16 protein-coding genes are annotated in these 21,341 nt (G+C 59.4%); 9 read left to right on the top strand and 7 right to left on the bottom strand.

The window, feature by feature from the left end:
* Positions 1 to 4: 4 nt before the first annotated feature.
* A complete protein-coding gene (locus KF767_13080) occupies positions 5 to 1,381 on the bottom strand; it encodes an aldehyde dehydrogenase family protein (GenBank protein MBX3018818.1) in 1,377 nt (458 codons plus the stop codon).
* Positions 1,378 to 4,755 (bottom strand): PDZ domain-containing protein, encoded by a 3,378-nt coding sequence (locus tag KF767_13075; GenBank protein ID MBX3018817.1) that lies wholly within the window; start codon positions 4,753 to 4,755, stop codon positions 1,378 to 1,380. Before KF767_13075 ends, KF767_13080 begins: the two co-directional genes overlap by 4 nt.
* 45 nt (positions 4,756 to 4,800) lie before the next feature.
* Between KF767_13075 and KF767_13070 the strand changes: the two genes are divergently transcribed.
* Positions 4,801 to 5,499: a hypothetical protein gene (locus KF767_13070; protein MBX3018816.1), complete on the top strand. Its 699-nt coding sequence runs from the start codon at positions 4,801 to 4,803 to the stop codon at positions 5,497 to 5,499.
* Positions 5,500 to 5,518: 19 nt separating this feature from the next.
* On the opposite strand, the gene KF767_13065 is transcribed toward KF767_13070, so the two are convergent.
* Positions 5,519 to 6,319, bottom strand: coding sequence for a DUF2799 domain-containing protein (locus KF767_13065; protein MBX3018815.1), 801 nt, complete (start codon positions 6,317 to 6,319; stop codon positions 5,519 to 5,521).
* Between the two features lie 468 nt (positions 6,320 to 6,787).
* Between KF767_13065 and KF767_13060 the strand changes: the two genes are divergently transcribed.
* The 5 genes from KF767_13060 to argS all read left to right on the top strand — a co-directional run bounded on the left by KF767_13060 (position 6,788) and on the right by argS (position 15,160).
* The gene (locus tag KF767_13060) at positions 6,788 to 10,627 is read left to right on the top strand and encodes an ATP-binding cassette domain-containing protein (GenBank protein ID MBX3018814.1); all 3,840 of its coding nucleotides are present in this window, start codon (positions 6,788 to 6,790) and stop codon (positions 10,625 to 10,627) included.
* Positions 10,590 to 10,802: a glycosyltransferase gene (locus KF767_13055; protein MBX3018813.1), complete on the top strand. Its 213-nt coding sequence runs from the start codon at positions 10,590 to 10,592 to the stop codon at positions 10,800 to 10,802. Before KF767_13060 ends, KF767_13055 begins: the two co-directional genes overlap by 38 nt.
* Positions 10,803 to 10,850: 48 nt before the next feature.
* Entirely contained in the window at positions 10,851 to 11,468 is a 618-nt protein-coding gene (locus KF767_13050) for a hypothetical protein (protein MBX3018812.1), read from the top strand.
* Between the two features lie 392 nt (positions 11,469 to 11,860).
* Complete coding sequence (locus KF767_13045; GenBank protein ID MBX3018811.1) at positions 11,861 to 13,261, top strand: S8 family serine peptidase; 1,401 nt, start codon at positions 11,861 to 11,863, stop codon at positions 13,259 to 13,261.
* 228 nt (positions 13,262 to 13,489) lie between these two features.
* Positions 13,490 to 15,160, top strand: coding sequence for an arginine--tRNA ligase (gene argS, locus KF767_13040; protein MBX3018810.1), 1,671 nt, complete (start codon positions 13,490 to 13,492; stop codon positions 15,158 to 15,160).
* A 99-nt stretch (positions 15,161 to 15,259) separates the two neighbouring features.
* Here the strand turns inward: argS and KF767_13035 are convergent, their stop codons facing one another.
* Together KF767_13035 and KF767_13030 are read right to left on the bottom strand one after the other, a co-directional pair.
* A complete protein-coding gene (locus KF767_13035; protein ID MBX3018809.1) occupies positions 15,260 to 16,237 on the bottom strand; it encodes a glycine zipper 2TM domain-containing protein in 978 nt (325 codons plus the stop codon).
* 34 nt (positions 16,238 to 16,271) lie between these two features.
* Complete coding sequence (locus KF767_13030; GenBank protein ID MBX3018808.1) at positions 16,272 to 17,123, bottom strand: hypothetical protein; 852 nt, start codon at positions 17,121 to 17,123, stop codon at positions 16,272 to 16,274.
* Between the two features lie 157 nt (positions 17,124 to 17,280).
* Here KF767_13030 and KF767_13025 point away from each other — a divergent pair, with 157 nt between their 5' ends.
* Positions 17,281 to 18,183, top strand: a complete 903-nt coding sequence (locus KF767_13025; GenBank protein MBX3018807.1) for a hypothetical protein — start codon at positions 17,281 to 17,283, stop codon at positions 18,181 to 18,183.
* Positions 18,184 to 18,224: 41 nt separating this feature from the next.
* Positions 18,225 to 19,208 (top strand): nitronate monooxygenase, encoded by a 984-nt coding sequence (locus KF767_13020; GenBank protein MBX3018806.1) that lies wholly within the window; start codon positions 18,225 to 18,227, stop codon positions 19,206 to 19,208.
* On the opposite strand, the gene KF767_13015 is transcribed toward KF767_13020, so the two are convergent.
* Positions 19,205 to 19,684 carry a DUF4442 domain-containing protein gene (locus KF767_13015; protein MBX3018805.1) on the bottom strand — a complete coding sequence of 160 codons (480 nt, stop codon included), beginning with the start codon at positions 19,682 to 19,684 and terminating at the stop codon, positions 19,205 to 19,207. The genes KF767_13020 and KF767_13015 overlap by 4 nt on opposite strands.
* A 197-nt stretch (positions 19,685 to 19,881) precedes the next feature.
* Between KF767_13015 and KF767_13010 the strand changes: the two genes are divergently transcribed.
* Positions 19,882 to 20,367, top strand: coding sequence for a PilZ domain-containing protein (locus tag KF767_13010; protein ID MBX3018804.1), 486 nt, complete (start codon positions 19,882 to 19,884; stop codon positions 20,365 to 20,367).
* A 51-nt stretch (positions 20,368 to 20,418) separates the two neighbouring features.
* Here KF767_13010 and KF767_13005 read toward each other — a convergent pair whose 3' ends face one another.
* A complete protein-coding gene (locus KF767_13005; GenBank protein ID MBX3018803.1) occupies positions 20,419 to 21,252 on the bottom strand; it encodes a hypothetical protein in 834 nt (277 codons plus the stop codon).
* Positions 21,253 to 21,341 lie beyond the last annotated feature (89 nt).

Genomic DNA, 21,341 nt, shown 5'->3' with positions numbered 1-21,341 from the left:
TCCTTTACATCCAGCGTAGGATCTTTTCGATCAGACGGTTTCGTCCTTCAGTATAGGGCGGCGACAGAAGGCGCGGAAGCATTTTCAGCGGTCCTTGTTTGAAGACCGCGCGCTCATGCGTGAACGCACGCAGCGAAGCGACGCCGTGGTAATTCCCCATGCCGCTGGACCCGGTGCCGCCGAAGGGCAGATGGTGGTTTCCCAAATGCAAAAGCGTGTCGTTCACGCAGACGCCGCCCGAGTTGGTTTTGGATAAAATGAGCTCTTGGGTGCGGCGGGATTTCGCGAAGACATAGAGCGCCAGTGGACGGGGGCCCTGCGCGATGCGGGTGAACACCTCATCCAGATCGCGGTAGCTCACCAGCGGGAGCAAGGGGCCGAAGATCTCTTCCTGCATGACTTTGGAATCCGCCGGAGGGTTCGCGGGGAACGCTAAGGTCACGCGACGGGGATCGGCCTCTTCGACGTTCGCGACGTCGGGAAGTTCCGCGCGCATGTCTTTCAGGCGTTTGGCGTGACGTTCGGTGACGATCTGCGGTTGCTCATCCAGACGGGGTTGCATTTGCGCGCGGGCTTGCTCGAGCAGGTTCTTGAATTCCGCGAGTTTCGCTTCGGGGACGCAAACGTAGTCGGGGGCGACGCAGGTCTGACCCGCGTTCAGGCTTTTCCCCCAGAGGAGCCGCTCGGCCGCGTGACGTAAATCCGCGTCGGGAGCGACGATCGCCGGCGATTTGCCACCGAGCTCAAGAGTGACGGGCGTCAGGTGTTCGGCGGCGGCGCGCATGATGATTTTCCCAACGGCGGTCGATCCGGTGAAGAAAATGTGGTCGAACTCATGCTTCAAGAGCGCTTCGGTCTGCGGCACGCCGCCTTCGACCACGCGAACCAAGTGCGGGGGGAAGGTCTTCGCGCAAAATTCCGCGAGCATCTTCGAAGTCGCGGGCGTCAGCTCGGAGGGCTTCAGTAAAACCGTGTTGCCGGCCGCGAGCGCGCCCACCAGGGGGACGAGGGCCAGCGCCACGGGATAGTTCCAGGGGGCGATCACGAGGATCGTGCCCTTGCCTTCGTGGCGGATGTAGGACTTGCCGCCCGGGAAAAAGGGACTGCCGGTCACGCGTTGGTCGCGCATCCAATCGGCGAGTTCCGCGCGGATGATTTTGATCTCTTCTTTGACGGGGAAAAGCTCGCTCATGAGGGCTTCGAAGCGCGGCTTCGCGAAGTCCTGCGCCAGGGCGCGGACGAAACCCTCTTGATGTTCCAGAAGGGACTTCTCGAAAGTCTCGAGCAGCTTCAGGCGCGCGCGCAGATCGCTGTTGCGGGCGGCGGCGCGGCCATTTTTCACCGCTTCGATGTGGGCGGGAATGTCCGTGACGGGAGTCATTTGCGTTTCGCTTTCGTTGCGGTCGCGTCCATGGGCGGGGCGGGAAGGCGCAGGTCGGGACGTTTTTTAAGATCGGCCTTCAGCGGGGGCTGACGACGGGCGAGCTTCAGGCCCTCTTCGATGGCACGGTCAAGCTGTGGGTCTTGGCCTTTGGCGTAAGCCTCGGGCGGGAACTCGACTTCGATGTCGGGTTCGGTGCCGTGATTTTCCACCGACCAGCCGACGTCCTTGAACCAGAAGCTGTACTCGGGCTGCGTGGTGGTCGTGCCGTCACGGAGCGAGTACTGTCCGTTGATCCCGATGACGCCGCCCCATGTGCGTTTGCCGATGAGCGGCCCGATCTTCATCAGCTTGAACGAGTGGCTGAAGATGTCGCCGTCCGAGCCCGCGTTTTCGTTCGTCAATGCGACCACGGGTCCGTTCACCGCGTAGGTCGGATACTTCATGACGCCGTTCCAGCGCGACTGATCGTAGCCGATCACTTTTTGCGCGAGCACTTTCAAAATGTGCTGCGAGATGTGGCCGCCGCCGTTGTAGCGAACGTCGACGACGAGACCGTCGTGATCGTGCTCGGTGAGGAAACCGCGGTAGAACTCGGAATATCCGTAAGACATCATGTTCGGGATGTGCACGTAGCCGAGCTTGCCGCCGGATTTTTTGTGGACGTAGGCGCGATTCGTGTTCACCCACTCGCGGTAAATCAACGAGACCTGCTGGCGGAGCGTCTTCACGCTGATGATCTCGGTGTCTTTGGCGCCTTTGCGGCGAATCTCGATATTGACCTCGACGCCCGCTTTGTTCAGGAGTCGGAAACCCAGATCGCCGGGTTCGGCCAAACGCCAGCCGTCGATGGCGATCAGTTTGTCGCCGGGTTTGAGGCCCGCTTTCGGCCCCAGCAGGGGACAGCTGTGGCCTTCGATCCACGAGTCGCCGGGATACAGGCGCACGACATCGAAGCACTTGTCATGGGGATTGAATTTGAATTCGCCGCCCAGGTAGCCCACCGGATTCATCGGCGGACGGCGGAAGTAGTCTCCCATGTATTCGTAGCAGTGCGAAGTTCCCAGCTCGCCCTGCATTTCCCATAGCAGATCCGACATCTCGGAGCGGGTGCGGACGCGGTCGACGAGCGGCAGGTAGCGACGGTAAATCAGATCCCAATCGATGCGGCTCATGCCTTCGTCCCAGAAGTGCTCTTTCTGCAGCTCCCAAGCTTCGCGGTACATTTGTTTCCATTCGTTGCGCGGATCGATCCGCAGGCGCAAACGGTCGGTGTAAACCCAGCCATCCAGGCGGTCTTGTCCACCGCCATCGCGCGGGATCTCGCGGGTGGGGATCAGCCGCAGCTTGTACTTCACGCGCAGACAGATTTTCGAACGGTCCTCGTTCACTTCGAAGCCGCGAACGGCGGGGGCGAAGACCTCTTCTTTCTGTTTGTCGAAGCTGTACTGAAGCAGTTCGGGATCGGGCTCGGTCACCCGCATGGCGAAATCGCGGATGGGGTTGATCCGCGCGCGGGTGTAAAGAACCTTGTTCTCCAGGCCCACCAGGCGTTGGTAACCACCGATCTTCACGGGCAGGGCCTCGATCCGGTTGTCCAAACCTTCCCAATCGATGATGACGTCGGGGATTTTTTTGCCGTCGTCTTTTTGCGTGGCGCGCGACTTGGTCTTCGCGTCCTTGCGTTTCTGGGCGGCGTAAGTGGCGTCCGTTTTTTTCTTCGAATCCTTGTCGTCGGTCGAAGCGGTTTTCGTTTGGTCGACCTCGGGGAACTGGTGGAAAGGGCTTTCGGTCGAGCGGCGAAGCGTGACGACGTAGGGGCGTCCCGCGAACGGGAAGCCGAGGTCGAAGTGGGTCGCGTTGTAGTTCGGGTAAAACTCGCGAATGCTCAGAAAGTAAAAATACTTTCCCGTCTGATCGAAACTGCCGGACCAATCCGAATGAATCGGCGTCGTCAGCCAGCGCAGCTCTTGGTTCTCGATGTCGTAAAGGCGGATGCCCGTGCGCTCGGACGACAAGAACGAGGTGTACGCGAGCAGCTTACCGTCGGGACTGAACGAGATCTCGCTCATGCGGCCGAAATTCGATCTCTCGATTTGGCGATGGGAGTTCTTGTCGAGGTCGATCAGGAAGATCTGGTTGCGGTTGTTCGCCAGCACCAGCTGATTGCGGTGGGGCACTTTCGACAGTCCCCAGATCTTGCCCCAGTTCACGGCGGGGAAGATGGTTTTCGTCTCGCGGGTTTTTAGATCGGTCAGATGTAAACTTTCGGCGGCGACATGATCCGAGCGGACGAAGACCAGTTCACGCCCATCGCGGACGTAGACCGGCAAGCGGCTGCGGAGCGGATCGGCGGCGGAAAGTTCGGTCACGCCCTCCGACCAAGGCTTCAAACGAAAGCCATGGCCGCGGGCGATGATCGTGAGCTCTTCGCCTTTGGGCGAGATCGCGACCTCTTGCAGATAGTCGATGGCGTCCTCGAAGCGTGGCTCGGCTTGGACGGCCGGGGTCTTCACTTGGATGTCGAGCTTGCGGCTGCGACCATCGAGAGTCGCGACGAACAGATCGCCCCCGGATTGATAGGTCAAGAGGCGGCCGTCGGTGTTGAGTTTGCGCGCGTAGAACTCGCGGTGATTCGTCAGGCACTTCAGATTTTTACCGTCGGCGTTCACGCGATAAACTTGCGCGATGCCGTCGATGTCGCTCAGAAAATAGATCTGCTCGCCGATCCAGTGGGGGTTCGTCAGGTTCGACGTCACGTTCGCGAGGATGCGGCTGAATTTTCCGCCCTTCGCGCCCACCCAGAAGACGCCGGCGGTACCGCCTTTGTAGCGCTTCCAGAGGGCCGAGTCGCGACAGTGACGTCCCAGAACCATCCGGCCTTTCGAGCCGAAGGAAATGTCGGTCGCGGGGCCGACCGGTAGGCGTTTCGAATCGAGCGAGCGCAGATCCAGCTCGTAGATGTAGGCGACCCGGGCGCTGGTGGATTCATGCGCCGAGGTGTACAGAAGCGTATTCGCGTCCTTCCAGCCGATGAGTTTGGAAATTCCCAGATAAGTCAGGCGCCGCGAGGATCCGCCCTCGGCGTCGGTCAGGTAGATGTCCTTGATTCCGCCGTCGGTTCCCGCAAAAGCGATCTGCTCGCCGTCGGGAGAGATCGCGGGTTCGGCGACGACCCCGAGATTCGCCGTGATCCGGTGCGCGCGTCCGCCTTCGAGTCCCACGGTCCAAAGGTCGTCGTCACAAATGAAGGCCACGAATCCCGAGACGTCGCTAGAGCCGGATCTAGACTCTGGTCCGGTCCGGGAGCCGCCGGGGGGCTGGCTGTAGATCGAGGGCTGGGACATATAACCGGGCAAAGACTGCTTTTTCATCACTGGAATACCTCAGGCAAAATCGAGGGAAAACCGAAACAAGCTATGATGGCAGATATCCTCTTTGACTACCAATTCAAATTTGATGACGGCACGAGCCGGGGTTTCAAAGTGCGTATCGATGCGGACTCGGGCGCACTCATCGACGATCCGACGATGGAGTCACCGGATTGGACGCGCCTCGAATTTCATCAGTGTAGCCATTGTCCCTACAAAAAAGGCGAGTTGACCCATTGCCCGGTCGCCCAAAGCGTCGCGCGCGTCGCCGAGGCGTTCAAAACGGAGCTCTCGCACAAGGCGACGACCGTTTTCGTGCGCACCGAAAATCGTTTCTACGGTAAAAAAACCGATCTGCAAACCGGACTGCAGTCGCTGTTCGGTCTCGTGATGGGAAGCTCGAAGTGCTCGCACATGAATCTGTTCAAGCCCATGAGCCGTTACCATCTGCCGTTCTCGACCTTCGATGAAACGGTTGTGCGGGTTTTGGGAAAATTTCTGATTTCGCAATTCTTGCGCGTGAAAAATAAGGGCATCGCGCCCGATCTGGAGCTCATCGAGCTGATGGACAAGTACGCGCAGGTCAACATCGTCAACCGTCACATCATCCAGCGCGTGCGCTCGATCTCGAAAGGTGACGCCGACAAAAACGCCATCGTCATTCTGGATGGCTTCGCCTCGCTTCTCCCTATGGAGCTGCAAGGCGGTTTCGAACACTTATCGAAAATCTTCAAAGACGTCGCCTGAGAACGCGCCCGAAAGGGACTTACTCGATCGTCTGCAGTTCGCGCGAGTACTTGTAGAGCTCGTCGCGTAGGGTTTGCTGCTGCGATTGGAGTTCGCGGACTTCGCTTTCGGTGCGGCGCAGGTTCTGTTGCACGTTCTCGCGGCGTTGCTCGTAAGGGTCCGAGGTTTCCTTTTTCTCGACCATGCCGGCGGGGGTGACCGTGCGATTCACGACGGTTTGCGGGGGCGGGATCAGCGCGAGCTGGGTTTGGAAGTTGCGCATCTCGCGGTCTTTGTCGTTCACGCGGCGATCCAGGTCGGCCACTTTACCTTGGGTCTCGGCGACCATGGCGGACAGGTACTTCTTACGGCCGCGGTTGAATTCGGGAAGGAAGGCCTTTTCCAGTTCGGCGGGGCAGATCTTGTTGTACACGCGGCCCGTGGTGCCGACGTTGTAACCGTTTTTGGGATCGCAGAACAGACGCACGCCTTCGGTGTGACGGGCGCGCAGCATGCGGGCCTGACCGGGATCGCAAAGATCCAGATTGATGTGTTCACCGCTGCGGCCGGTTTGGGTCACGACTTCGGGTTTACAGTAGTTCGACATTCCGGCTTTGAAACCGCGATCCAGATCGGCTTCCGAAAACTCCGCCTCGGCTTTGCGGCACTCTCCGACGAAATTGTCGTTGTTGATGCGTTGACCTTTCATCGCCAGGTCGTACCCGTATTGGTACCAGTTCTTCGCTTCGCACTCTTTGCGTTTGAAGTAGCTCGCGCAACCCGCAAGAAGAAGCGTAAGGGTCGCCGCCGCGACAAGAGTTAAAGCCGATTGCAAACGCATGAAGCCTCCAGGGAGTAAGATCACGTGGACTTCCAAATTGACTCGATGAACGCGCGCAATTCAAGTCGATGTAACGCAATCCGCAAAATGCATCTTCATGAAATACATCTTTGACGTTCGTGAGGTCTCTTCGTTAGCCTCAGCGGATACTCTATAGAAAGGGGATCTTCCATGATTGGAATTTACAAAATGAATACGACCTCGCTCGTTGCCCAGTCCATGGTTGATGGCTCAGCTGCCAACCCCTCCTTGGTGCTCCACTCGCGAGATTGATCGCGTTCCTGCGGCCGAGGTTGATCGCTTCCCGCGACCCAGCTCTCTCTCTAAAATTGAATTTTTGAACGAAGACCTTCATGGTCATCGTGATGAGCGAAAAGCCGCTTGCTGCGCGCCGCATCTTATTCACGATTTCCACAAGGTCCTGACTCGAGCTTGCGTCCGCGCCGGTTTCGGGATGGATGGTGAATTGTGAAATTTTTGAAGTTTATTTTTTTCCAGAACGTCAGCCCGCTGATCAAGCTGGGGCGCACGAAAAACCTCGAAGCCCAAGATCTTTTCGAGCTGCCGCCGGCGTTCGCGCCCGACATCCGTTCGGTCGATGAAGATCGGGTGGATTGGTCGTCGTGGTCGAAGCTGGCGTGGACGCTGGCGCGGGAGTCGCGCGCGTTCTGGATTCCCGCGTACGTTTTAATCACGCTTTGCGCGCTGGCTTCGCTGCTTTCGCCGATCTTGGTTTACGAGTTCGTCCGCACGATCGAAGCGGGCATGCCGAACTTCGAGCTGACGGTCGCTTACGGTCTGGGGATCGGCCTTGCGGGTTTGGCGTCGGGGCTTTTGGTGCAGCATTACTTCGCCCGCACGCTCGGGCTTTACCAGGTGCTGACGAATACGATCAACCGCAAGCTGTTCCGGCACTCGTTGGGCTTACGTAAATCGGCGCGCGACAATCTGCCCGTCGGCGATATCGTGAATCACATGAGTTCGGATTCCGACTCCGTCGCGAATATGGGCTCGGTCATCGGCGATGTCGTCTACAATATCGTGCTGCTGACCGGTTTCGTGGTGCTGCTGTTCCATTATTTGGGCGCGGCCGCGTGGGCGGGGCTGGCGGTCTTGGCGCTTTTGATCCCCATGACGAAAAGAACCGGCAAACTCTTCAGCGAGCTGGACGAAAAGCTCATGAAAAAGCGCGACGCGCGCACGACACTGATGTCGCAGATCCTGTCCAGCATTCGCGTGGTGAAATACTTCACCTGGGAAAAATCCGTCAGTCGCGAAGTCCAAGCCCTGCGCCACGAAGAGCTGCGTTTGCGCGGGAAACTGGCGCGCGCGGAAATGGGTTCGACCCTCGTTTACGTGGGGGTGGGCACGCTCGTTTTGTTCGTGGTTCTGGGGACGCACGTGCTGCTCGGCGGAAAGCTCGAGCCCGCGCTCGTTTTCGTCGCCGTGAGCTTGTTCCGCTTGGTGGAAGATCCTTTCGCGATGTTCTCGCGCATCATTGCCATGCTCGCCAACGCGCGGGTCGCCGCGCGCCGGATCTCGTCGTTCGTGGATCAACCGCAACGTCAGGAAAAACGTCGTGCGCTGGACGCGCAGTCCGCGGTCGCGATCGAGGTGCGTGGGTTGGGTCTTCAGTACGCGGGCGTCCGCGCGCTGAAGGACGTGAACTTCCAGATCCGTCGGGGCGAGAATTTCGCCATCGTCGGTCCGGTGGGCTCGGGGAAGACGTCGGTCTTGAACGCGCTGCTGGGCGAGGTGGACTTCGAGGGCGACATCGCCATCGCGGCCGCGCGGGCAAGTGAACAGAGAGGTGAACAGACGGTTTCTGCGCCCCGGGGGGCGACCGCACTTGCGCCGGGAAGCGCAACAGCATATGTCCCTCAGGAAGCCTATATCATCAACTCCACGATCCGCGAGAACCTGAGCTTCGGGCGCACGGACGTACGTGAAGACGAATGGGCGCGGGCGCTGTGGGCGTCGTGTTTGGAAGAAGATCTGGAGTTCATGCGCTCGGGCCTCGACACCGAGATCGGCGAGCGTGGCGTCAACCTTTCGGGCGGACAGAAGCAGCGGATTTCGCTCGCGCGAAGTGTGCTGCAAAATCCCGAGATCATTTTCTTGGATGATCCGCTTTCGGCGGTGGACCCGCGCACGGAAACTCAGCTGGTCGAACGTTTGATCGAAGGCGCCTGGCGGGAACGCACGCGCGTGACTGTGACCCATCGTTTGGAGCATTTGGACCGCTTCGACCGGATCTTGTTCTTGGAGCAGGGTGAGGTGAAGGGCTTGGGCTCGGCGCGGGAGTTGCGCGCGACTTGCCCCGAGTTCGTCGCGTTTTTGAAAGAGCATGAGGCCGCCGCGCACGCCGAGTCCCTGGCCCGGGAAGAGGCCGCGAAGCAAGAAGCGGAAGCTCCGAAGAAGGCCGGTGACGGCAGCTGGACCGTGGCGCGCGTGACCGAGGACGAGGATCGTGAGCAGGGCGCCGTCGGCGGTTCGGTGTACTATCAGTACATCCAAACCCTCGGGGGCGCGGACCCGAAGCGCCGTCCGTTCATCTGGGCGGCGCTTTTGGGACTGGCGATCGCGGCGACGGCGATGCCGCTCGTGCAAAAGACTTGGCTCGCGTGGGTTTCGAACGCGCAGTCGGGCGAGGGGCTTCCCTCCGTGCTCGAAGGGCTGAGGGGCCTTTTCGCGTCGCCGATCACGGCGGTGCTTGTGTACGGCGCGCTGGGCGTGCTGACGCTCGGGGGAGTCCTGTGGTCGGACCTGTATTGGCTCGAACGCGGACTGAAGGCCGGGCGTGAGCTGCATGACCGGATGTTGAAGGCGATTTTGCGCGCGCAGATCCGGTTTTTCGATGCGACGCCGGTGGGACGCATTCTGCAAAGGTTCTCGCGCGATCTGGAAGCGGTGGATATCGAGCTTCAGTGGTCGTTCGAGAACTCGGTGAAAAGCCTCGTTCAGGTCCTGGTGAATTTGGTCCTGATCGTGAGTGTTCTTCCCTTGGTGATCGTGTTCCTGGTGCCGGTGTTTGCGGTCTACCACGGAATCCAGAGCGCCTACCGTGCGAGCGCGCGCGAAGTGAAACGTTTGGACTCGGTCAGCCGCTCGCCGCGCTACGCTCACTACAAAGAGACCCTGCAAGGTCTGGTGGTGTTGCGTTCGCTGGGACGTGAGGACTGGTTCTTCCGCGAGTTCGCGCAGCGGCTCGCGAATAACCAGCGCATGTTCTACGGACACTATATGGTGAACCGCTGGTTCAGTTCGCGCATTCCGGTGGTGGGCGCTTTGGTCGCCATGGTGACGACGACGCTGATCTGTTTCGCCGTTCGCCAGGGACAAATGACCGCGGGCGTGGCGGGGCTTTTGACCGTTTCGTCGCTGGGGTTCTGGGGCGTCCTGAACTGGGGGATCCGGATCTGGGCCGAGGTGGAAGCGCGGATGACTTCGGTCGAGCGCATCCGCAGCTTCATCGCGGTCGCTCCTGAAGGGCACGCGCACGAGGCGACCCTTCGCCGCGTGGCCGAGTGGCCGCAGGCGGGGAAGGTCGAATTCGTCGACGTGAAGTTGCGCTACGCCGAGCATCTGCCGGTGGTCTTGAACGGTTTGAGTTTCGAGATCCAGGCCGGCGAACGGGTGGGGCTCATCGGGCGGACGGGCTCGGGCAAGTCGACGGTTTTCCAGGCGCTTTATCGCTTCATCGAGTTGATGGAGGGCGAGATCCGGATCGATGGCGTGAACATCGCGAAGATCCCGCTGCGCCAACTGCGGCGGGCGCTGGCGATCATTCCGCAGGACCCGACGCTGTTTCTGGGAACCTTGCGCACGAACCTCGATCGCTTCGGTAAATTCACCGACGACGAGATCTGGCGCGTCCTGGAAAAAGTGCGGCTGGCGGATTTCGTGCGCGGACTTCCGCAGGGACTGGCGTCCGAGGTCGTCGAGAACGGCGCGAACTTGAGTCAAGGGCAGCGGCAGCTGATCTGCCTCGCCCGGGCGCTTCTGCTCCGCGCGCGCATCCTGATTTTGGATGAGGCGACGGCCAGCGTGGACGTGCGGACCGATGCCTTGGTTCAAGGGGTCATCCGCGAGGCCTGCGCCACCGCGGACGGCGGACCGATGACGATGATCGTGATTGCCCATCGCCTCGGGACCGTGAAAGACTGTGATCAGATCCTTGAGCTCGCGCATGGTCGACTCAAACGTCGTTTGGTGCCGACGAAGCGTGCGGAGTCCGAGGCCCAGATCCAGACCCCGACCCAGGAGAAGCGTGAAACTCCGACTCGCGATCATCATTCCCGCGTATAACGAGGAACGGCGGCTTCCGCGGACGCTCACGCGTCTGCGCGAAGCGGCTCAGCGGCCGGATTTTCCGTGGGAGCTCGCGAAGGTCATCGTCGTGAATGATGGCTCGAAAGACGCGACTTCGCGTTTGGTTTTAGAAGAAAAGCTTTCCCTGGTTGGAGCTTGTCGAGTTCCGTGAGAATCAAAGGAAGGGCGCAGCCACCGTTTTTCGCCAGGGCTGTTCGAAATGGAAACTTATTTCGACGGCTTCGCGGACGCGGTGCTTGTCGCCGATGCGGATGAGGCCACGCCTTGGAAAGAGTTGTGGGGGCTTTCCGCTGCCCGCGCGCGCTTTCCGCAGGCCTTTTTGATTTTCGGTTCCCGTCGTCATCCCGAAAGCCAGATCCTGACCCGTCAGGTGTGGTGGCGCGAAAAGATGGGCCGCATTTTCAATCAACTCCTGCGTCTGGTGACCGGTGTCCCTTTTAAGGATACGCAGTGCGGTTTCAAACTTTTCGCCACGGGCGAGGATTTGCGGGCGATTCTGCAGCTGTGGACCGTGAACCGTTTCGCTTGGGATGCCGAGGTGGTGCTGAACGCTTTGGGCCTGGGGTTGGAGTGCATCGAGCATCCGGTGGAGTGGCATCATGTCGATGAAAGCCGCGTCCACCCGGTGAAAGATGGCCTGCAAATGGCTCAAGAGATCCTGAAGATTCGTTTGAAGCAGAGCATTAGGGGGCCGCGAAGCGAGCGCCTTAAAAACGGGCGCTTCGATCCGACGTCCATGACAGATCGAGTGAAAACTCAAATCATTTCAAGCAAGATAGCCCTCACAGAAAAAAACAGAACCTCACAGAATTCCTGAGTTCTGACGGGCTTTTGCCTTCCATAAATATTATTTGAAGGAAACTGGAAAAGATTTCTTGAATTGAAACTTCGCGAGTGTTGATGATTCGACCCAGCAACAATTGGACTCGTTGATTCAAGATTCTCTGAGGGGGGAACACGATGAACAAAATCAATGGAAGATTTGCCGTTCTCGCGCTGCTGTCTGCAACTGTTTTGGGCACAACTCAAAACGCCGACGCCGCAAAATACCTGGTCAACTTCAAGAACAAGGCCGCATTCAATCAGGTGCATGCTCAGTTTATGCTGCAGCAAAACCTGGCATTGGGTGATGTCAGCTTCTTCGCCGATCTGGGCCCTGCTGCCCAAGTCGAAGATTCCTTGAAGCACCTGAACACGGTCGTCGTCGATATGGACGATGCACAGATCGCCGAGCTGCAAGCGTCGGGACTGGTCGCGGCGATTGAGCCCGAGACCTTCCACCCCGCTCCGCTCCCGATCCAAGGTTTCCAACCCTGGAAGCCCTGGAACGTCGACATGAACCAAATCCTCGCGGCTTCGCCCGCAGGCGCGAAGACTCCTTATGGAATCACGCTCGTGAAGTCGCACGAAGCTTGGGCCGTGAACGGCAAAGGCGCTGGCGCCCGCGTTCTGGTTCTGGACACCGGTATGGATGTGAACCATCCCGCACTGGCGGCGAACTACGAAAAAGGAAAAGACTTCAACTCCATGGCCGATTCGTCGGACGTGACTGATGTCGTCGGACACGGAACTCACGTGGCCGGTACGGTCGCGGGCGTTTTGTTCGCGGACGGCTTCAGCGGTGTTGCTCCCGAAGCGAAGATCCTGATGGGTCGCGTTTGCGGAGAACAAGGCTGCTCGAACATCGCGGTTTCTCGCGGGATCAACTGGGGGATCGAAGAGAAAGTCGACGTCATCACCATGTCGCTCGGCGGTCCTTTGGGTTCGCTCTCGGAAAAACGTGCGGTTGAAGCGGCCGATGCAGCCGGTATCACCGTCATCGCGGCTTCGGGTAACGAAGGCACTCCGCGCGTGAGCTATCCCGCAGCTTTCCCGACCGTGATTGCGGTGGGTGCGGTGGATTCGACTTCGACTCGTGCGTCGTTCTCGCAATATGGACCTGAGCTCGACATCACCGCTCCTGGCGTGGCGGTCATCTCGGCGGTTCCTGTGGGTTCGGGCCGCGAATCGAAAGTTCAAGTTTCGGTGGGCGCTCAATCCCGTGACGTTGTCTCTGCTGGTTTCGCCGGTTCGCCCGAAGTGACTCAGCCTTTGACCAATGAGTTGGTTGATTGCGGTCTGGGTAAGCCCGAGGACTTCACAGCGGCAGTGAAGGGCAAGTTCGCCCTGATCTCTCGCGGTGAGATCGCGTTCGTCGATAAAGTGAAAAACGCGATCGCGGCGGGTGCTGCGGGCGCGGTCATCTACAACAACGCTCCCGGCCTGATCCAAGGCGCGCTGACTCAAGACGGTTCGACCGTGGCGATTCCCGCGATGATGATCGAGCAAACCGTGGGTGAAGAGATGAAGTCGGTCCTGGCGACCGGTGGTGTGGCTTCGGCAACGATCCAGACCCTGCGTACGGACTACTCGGCGTTCGACGGAACTTCGATGGCGACTCCCCACGTGGCGGGTGTTGCGGCTCTGGTGAAGGCGGCGAACAAGGCGCTGACTCCGGCGGAAGTGCGTGAGCTCTTCAAAACTTCGGCGAAAGCCATCGGCCCCGTCGGCGAGTACGGCGCAGGTCTGGTCGACGCCGAAGCAGCCGTGAACAAAGCTCTCGGCAAATAAGCCTGAGTTTTAATCACTCGCTTGAAAAGGGAGCCTCTGGGCTCCCTTTTTTCGTTTGGAAACACGCTTTTTCGTCAAATCGCGGCGGAATTGCCTGATTCCAGGTAAAAATATTGGCGAATCGTTGCTATCTTAGGGGCTTCAACCGGAGGCCCGTTCTTGAAAACGCTTTTTGACCCCGTCCGCACTCGTCTTGCCGAAATTCTCGTTCCCGCCCTTGAAGGAACGATGGACGTGCGACAGGTCTTCGACCTGCTGGTGGAACCTCCGAACAGTGAGATGGGGGATCTGGCCTTTGGCGTGTTCCAGCTCGCGAAGGTTCTGAAAAAAGGCCCGCCGGTTATCGCGAAAGAGGTTGTCGCGAAACTCGCGGCCGATCCGCTGGTGGCGAAGGTCGAAGCGGCCGGCCCTTACGTGAATTTCAAATTGAACGCGGCCGCCGTGGGTCCCTTGATCCTGGATGGCATGCGCGACGGTTCGTACTTCAAGACGACGCTTCTGGAAAAAACGCCGAAGACCATGATCGAGTTCTGTCAGCCGAACACGCACAAAGAGCTCCACGTGGGCCATATGCGGAACGCCTGCCTGGGCGACTCCTTGGTGCGGCTGATGCGTTACGCGGGTTACTCGGTGGTCTCGTCCACTTTTCCGGGGGACGTCGGCACGCATGTGGCGAAGTGCCTTTGGTATTTGAAGTTCCATAACACCGAGCCCGAACCCGCGACGCAAAAAGGCGAGTGGTTGGGGCGGATGTACTCGAAGGGGAACCTCAAGCTTGAAGACGAGCTCGGTACGCCGAACGAGGCGAAGAACCGCGAACAGCTCACCGAAATCCTGAAACAGCTCGAAGCGAAATCGGGCGAGTTCTACGACCTGTGGCTGAAGACGCGCCAGTGGTCCATCGAACTCATGGAGCAGGTCTACGACTGGGCGGGCGTGGAGTTCGACCAGTGGTACTGGGAATCCGAGATGGACTCGCCCTCGGTGAAGTACGTGAAAGAGCTGTACGCCGAAGGCAAGGTCGTCTTGTCCGAGGGCGCGATCGGCATGGATCTGAACGAGGACAAGCTCGGTTTCTGTCTGCTGTTGAAGTCGGACGGCACGGGACTTTACGCGACGAAGGACATCGAGCTCGCGCGCCGAAAATTCCAGGACTACCACATCGAGAAAAACCTCTACGTCGTGGACATGCGCCAGGCCCTGCACTTCCAGCAGGTCTTCAAGACTTTGGAAAAGCTCGGCTTCGAGCAAGCGAAGGACTGCTATCATCTGCAGTACAACTACGTCGAACTTCCCGACGGCGCGATGAGTTCGCGCAAAGGCAATATCGTGCCTTTGATGAAGCTCGTGAACGGCATGGAAGACATGATCAAGACGAAGTACCTCGCGCGTTTCGCGGGCGAGTGGACGGCGGACGAGACGAACACCATCGCCTCCGAGGTCGCGCAAGGCGCGATCAAGTACGGCATGGTGAAGATGGATCCGAACAAAAAGATCGTCTTCGACATGGATGAGTGGTTGCAGCTCGACGGCGACTCGGGCCCGTTCATCCAGTACTCGGCGGCGCGGATTCAAAGTATCCTGCGCAAAGTGGGGCAGGCCGAGGGGCGGGTGGATTGGTCGTTGCTGACCCACCCGGCGGAACACCGGGTCTTGCAGCAGCTTCTGCACTTCCATCATATCGTGATTCTGGCGGCCGAGAACTACAAACCCTCTCTGCTCGCGACCTACCTTTTCGAACTCGCGAAGAAGTACAACGCCTTCTACCACGATTGCCCGATCGGCACGGCCGAGACTCCGGCTTTGAAAAACACGCGCCTCGCGCTGTGCGAATCCGTGCTCGCGGTCCTGAAGCAGGGCCTGCAGCTGATCGGCATCCCCACGCCCAACAAGATGTAAAAACAAAAACGCCGACCCTCAACGGATCGGCGTCATGGGAAAGGTACCTGCTACCTTCCGGAAAGTAGCAGGTACTTTCTGGAAGGTAGATGCTACCCCTTAGCGGAGGCGGTCGGAGAGCAGGCTCAGGGCCTCTTGGCGGCCGGAGCGGGTCTCGAGTTGGTTGAGGATGCGGTTGAGTTGGCGATCGTTCAGCGTCATGCGGTTGGCGCGTAGATAATCGCGTAGATCGTAGACCACGCCCAGACGAGCGGCGTCCGCGTAATGGTTTTGCATCGCTTGAACGTAGTTGTTCAGATCGTAGTTTGAGATCTGTGCGCCTTGCTGTTGGTAGCCGCCGCGATCTTGATCGCGACGTCCGTAGCGATCGTCGTCACGGCGACCGTAACGGTCGTCATCGCGGCGGTCGTAGCCACCACGATCATCACGGCGATCTTCGCCACGGCGGTCGTAACCGCCACGGTCGTCACGACGGTCTTCGCCGCGACGATCATAGCCACCACGGTCATCGCGACGGTCGTAGCCGTCATCCCGACGATCGTCTCTGCGATCCTCGCGACGGTCATCACGACGATCATTTGACGCGAAGATCACTTCGCGGTCTTCCACACGCACCCAGCGCGATTCACTGTAGCAGGAGGTTTCGACTTGCGTCGCGATCACGCGGCCGAAGGCGTCGGTCACGACCGAGCGGATCTCGCGGCACTGCACCGTCGTGCGTTGGCGTAAGTAACCCGTGCGCACGACTTCGCAGTGGCCCGAGTGTTTGTCGCCGCGCCAGTCACGGCGACGGCCGACGGGGTCACCCATGGACTCGTTCATCGAGCGGCGGTAGGCCTCTTGATCTTGGCGCGAAAGGCTGCGGCCGATCTCGGAGCCGAGCAGGGCCCCACCGATGGCGCAGGCCGCGGTCAGGACGACGCGACCGTCGCCCTTGCCGAATTGGCTGCAGACGGCGGCGCCGCCGACTCCGCCCAAGATCGCGCCGAGGAGCTCCTCGGTGGATTGAGCGTATCCCGAATTCGGGGTCAGCAGTGCGGCGTTCAAAGCGAGTACGGTCAAAATTCCTTTTTTCATCGTATCCTCCGTGATTCCACGTCAATAAAGAAGATTACTGAGCCTGTTCCGCGCTGGTCGCGTCCTCGAGAACGGGGACGTACACCGACGAATCGATCATCGAATCCACGCTGTCGCCAAGGAAGCCCGAGACGAGCTCTTCGGCGATAATCGCGCCGCCGACGACGGCGACGATGATGTTTCCGCGCATCATACGTTTCATCTGCGCGATCTCCATACGGGCGGCGCGGGGCACGCGCTCGATCGCGAGTACGTTTTTACCGGCGCGCGATTTTTCGAGCAGGAACATCTCGAGTTGGCGGACCGAGTGTTGATTCATGTCGACCACGCGAGTCGCGCTGCGCATATCGATCACGGTCGCGCCCGAACGCAGATCGACGATCTGCTTATCGAGGTCCGACAAAATGATCATGTTGTCGCGGATCTGCATCGAGATCCCATTCAACTGCATAGCCGCGTTGGATTTGGTCAGATTCAATAGACGGGTGCGCAGACGGCCCAGCTCGGCGTTGATTTCGCCTTTGCGCTTTTCGATCTGCGAGATGCGGATCTTGCGCTCTTCCGCGTCGGAGGTGCGGTAAGTGATGCGCACTTCGTCGCCCGCTTCGAGGCCCCGCGCGACGCGGTCGATGTCGTTCATATCCAAACGGACGCCGCGGGTTTGCGTGGTTTCGAAGGCCTTCACGGCGTGGCGTTGGTAAACCGACAGCATGTTCTCGACATTGAGTCGGGACATGAGGGCTCCGCCCGTCATCAAGGTCACTCCGGCGCCGGCGACGATCGTGCGTCCGGTGCTGGCGTCTTCATAGCGGTGATCTGACTCCGCCTTCGCCATGCCGGTTGCCAAAAGATGGACTCCAAGTACGATTCCAAGCGCCTTGCGCATAAATTCCTCCGCGTCGGCGGACCATTGTGCAAAAGCCACGCGGGGTCCATTTTGGCACCGCAAGCATTACCGACGATCCGGCGGGCTAGCTCTCTGTCGACTCGTAAGACAGTGACGGAAAACGTTCCAAATCGAGGCGAATCCACACTGTTTCCACGTGTTGAGTTTAGGTCTCGTTAAAACCGCCGATAAGTACATAAGCATGGTGATTTTCACGAAGTTGGACTGGATTCAGTCCCAACCAAGACTTCTCTCGTGGGCGCAAAGCGCCGGACACGAACTCATTGAGGCGGGAACCGCGATCGCGGATCCGTCTCGGGTCGGCGTCTTGGTGACCCGTGAAGCCGACATGAATAACCTGGGTCTGCTTCGCCACAACCAATCGATCCTCGCCCTCTTGCCGATCCGTGATGAAGAGATCGAAGGCGACATCGAGCGCACCATCAAATATATAGAGAGACTCTCCCCCGAAAAACCCAGCGTGGTCCTCAATAACCACAACGAGGGGTTCGAGCATTTCCAGTTTCAAATCGCGAAGAGCGAGGACCGCTGGAAGCTGATCGAACAATTGGGGGATTACGTGCGGACGAAGCCGGTCTTTGAGACCTTTCCGGATATGGCGAAGACCATCGCCTCGGAACTTCTGACGAACGCTTTCTACAATGCGCCCCAAGATTCGTCCGGACGGGCGATCCAGCCGAATCGCGCCGATCAGGTTGCGTTTACGCCCCCGCGTTTTGTTGATTTCAGCTACGGCGACGATGGAACGCACGTCTGGATCCGTGTCGGCGATCCCTTCGGCACCTTCAGTCGGGATAAACTCCTCGATCATTTGATGGCTTGCGCATCGCGCGACCAGCTCGTTGTGCGCGAAGGCGTCGGCGGAGCGGGGATCGGCCTTTTTATGGTCTTCCGCTGGGCGAGTGAACTGCTTTTCGTTTTCGAGCCCGGCCGCGAGACCTTCGTGATGGTCAAGCTTTTGAAGACGAAGCGCATGCGCACCTTCGATAGCCAGCGCGCGATATTCGAAGTGATCGAGCGTCGTAAAACCGACGCCTGATTTTCTTTGTGCCCCCGCCCGCGCGGGCATAAACTTTCCTCATGAAGCTGAAAACTCCGTTCACCGAGCTGATGCAGATCGATCTTCCCATCATCCAAGCGCCGATGTTCCTGGTGTCCAATGAGGACATGGTCGTCGAGGCCTCCGAAGCCGGCGGCATCGGGACTTTCCCCGCTTTGAACTATCGACCCATCGAGGCCTACGCGGCCGCGTTGAAAAACATCCGCGCGCGCACGCCAAAACCCATCGGCGTGAACATCATCGTGAACCAGTCGAACACGAGGCAAAAAGAAGACCTGAAGGTCGCGCTCGATCACGGCGTGAATCTGTTCATCACCTCGCTCGGCAATCCCAAAAACGTGATCGCCGAGGCTCACAAAAACGGCGCGAAGGTCGTCTGCGACGTCACCAATCTCGAGCACGCGCAGAAGGTGCAGGATCAGGGCGCGGACGGCGTGATCGCCGTCGGCGCGGGGGCGGGCGGCCATGCGGGGCCCATCAGTCCGCTGGTGCTGATCCCATGGCTGAAAGAGAAGCTCACGATCCCGATCATCGCGGCAGGCGGGATTTCGCACGGTTCGCAGATCGCGGCGGCGCTCGCCCTCGGCGCGTCCGCGGTCAGCGTGGGCACACGTTTCATCGCCTGCAAAGAGGCGCAGATCGACCCCGCTTACAAGGACGCCATCGTGAACTCCTCGCCCGAAGATATCGTGATGACGACGCGGGTGTCGGGAACGCCGGCGGCGGTCATCCGCACGCCCTACATCGACAAGATCGGCACCGACTTGCCGCTCGCGCTGAAGATTTTGAAAGAGAACAAACACACCAAAAAGTACATCGTGCCCTTGATCCATCTGGCGGGCTCGAAAGCGCTCGAGGCCGCGGCGACGAAACCCACCTGGAAGACGGTGTGGTCGGCGGGACAGAGCGTGGGCCTGGTGCACGAGATCCTGAGCTGCCGCGAGATCATGGAGAAACTCACCCGCGAGTATCTGGACGCCGCGGGCGGCCTTCCGCGGCTTTAGGACTTCTTCGAGCGGTTTTTCACGGACAGCGTCAGGTGGTACTTCATCACGGGCTCGGTGGAGCCCTCGACGACCGCGTAGCCTTCGAACTTGTGGTGGAATCGCTCAGTTGAGGCCGCGGCCTTTTCGATCAGCTCGCGCACGCCCGCCGCCTCGTCGCAGATGAAGTGCACGTGACCGTCGGCGCGTTTCAAAAACTGCGCGTCGAAATCTTGAAAAATAAAGTCGATCCGCTGCTTCGCGCGTTGGATCTCTTGGATCGCCTTCAGCGCGATGGAAAGTTCCGCGCCCATCGCGAGCGCGCCGAAGTACATGACGTTCAGATGATTGCGCGTGCGCCAGTCGAGACGCACCTTGATTTCGCTGCGCTCGTCGTCGATACGGACCACTTGCGGCGTGCAGAACGCGAGCAGCGGCAGTTTCAGTAGCGAGGCCACGTTCACGTAGGCCGTCATCTTCAGATTCTCGCGGTTGATGTTTTTGAGTCCTTCGAACACGGGCGGCCTCCGGGATAGTCGTGTCTCGGCATGAGACACCCAGATCGATTTTAGGGCGTCTCGGAATGAAAATGCAGCCCCAAATCGGTTTTCGCCCCCGACCTTCGTCCGCTTATGAGAAACTGATCCAGCACGAAACAGTTCAAATGGGGAAGTTATCCGAGGGGGATGATTCCATGGGGAACCTGATTCAATTGGGAACGACCTTTCAAGAGGTCGAACTGAAAAAACGCGCCAAAACCGAAACGGCCAAGGCTCCGCTCACGCAAGACGAGCGCAGCACGCAACGTAAACTTGTGCTGCAGGATCTGCCGGCGCGGGTCTTGGTTGACGGCGATTGGCAAAGCATCGACCTCGTCGACATGAGCGAGAAAGGCTTCTCGTTCGAAGTGGATCGCATCATGGGCGCGCTCTTTCGCCCCGGACTGCGATTGGTTTTCTCTTTACGCATTCCTGAGCTGCGTGAGTTCACGCTCTTTGGCCGCATCCAATGGACGAAAACGAACGAAACCACCCGCCAAAAACGTTGCGGCGTGGAGATCATCGAAGTCCACGGACCCGGAGGCGGCATCAACATCAAGGAGCTCTTGAAACTCCTGCTGGCCACCCAAATCTCGGCGCAAGAATCGCTGCCGACACCCGAAACGAAAACCGCCGCGTAAGGTACCACGTACCGCGTGCGGTACCATGTACCGCACGCGGTACGTGGTACCCTATTTGGCCTTCTGCCACTTTGCCACTTTGGCGGCGACGATCTTGGGGTCGTATTCGAAGGCGCCGGTGACGACTTCGGATTGGGCGGTGCCGTCCATGGAGGTCATCATGACGATGATGCCGCTCGCGCTGAATTGGCCCATCCAGAAAACGTAGTACGAGGATTTGGCGTCGGCGCCCAGCGACAGCTTCCAGACCGTATCTTTGTCGCCGAAGATCTCTTTCACGTCGGGCGGCTCTTCTTCTTTTTCGACGCGCGCGAATTCCTTCAGCGCGACCTGCTGGGCCTTCGCCGGCGGCATGATCGCCGCGCCGAGCGAGATCGGCGTCCGCACGTCGTTTTTCGTGGGCGATTTCGCGCAGGTGACCACGAGACCGTTCACGATGTCCTTCACGCCCGAAGTTTTCGCGCAGAGGTTGCCGTCGGCCACTTCGAAGTCGGTGACGGTGACTTTGCGCCAGGTCGTCAGTTCATTGGCGAGCGGTAAAGCCTTGCCGAAGACCTTGTGGTTCGCGGTCTCAAGCGCCTTGGGTTCGCCAATCAGAACGACGGCGTCCGCGCCCTCGGGCGTCAGTACCGCGATCCGTTTTTTCTGTCCCTTCAGGCCCACTTGAAAAACGGGAGCCGCCGCGCCGTTCACCGAAAGGGGACCGCTCGCTTTGCAGTCGAGTTCGGGTTCGGGATCGGTGTCGGGCTTCGCCGGTTCTTTCCATTTGAAGTGTTTGCCCAGGAACTCGGGCGTTTTCAGCTTTTGGATCGCCTCGTTGCAAGGTTCGGCGTGAACGGAACCGGCGGCGAGAAAAGTCAGCAGGAGCGTGGCACGTTTCAGCATGATTCACCTCGGGAATGGGGCTTTCAGTTCAGCGCAAGTGCGCGGCAGCGGCAACCGAATATCTCGACAACGAACCGGCCCATTGGCTA

It is taken from the genome of Pseudobdellovibrionaceae bacterium (genome assembly GCA_019637875.1).
GTDB lineage: Bacteria > Bdellovibrionota > Bdellovibrionia > Bdellovibrionales > Bdellovibrionaceae > JAHBUW01.
This window is presented reverse-complemented; position numbering and strand designations above follow the sequence as displayed.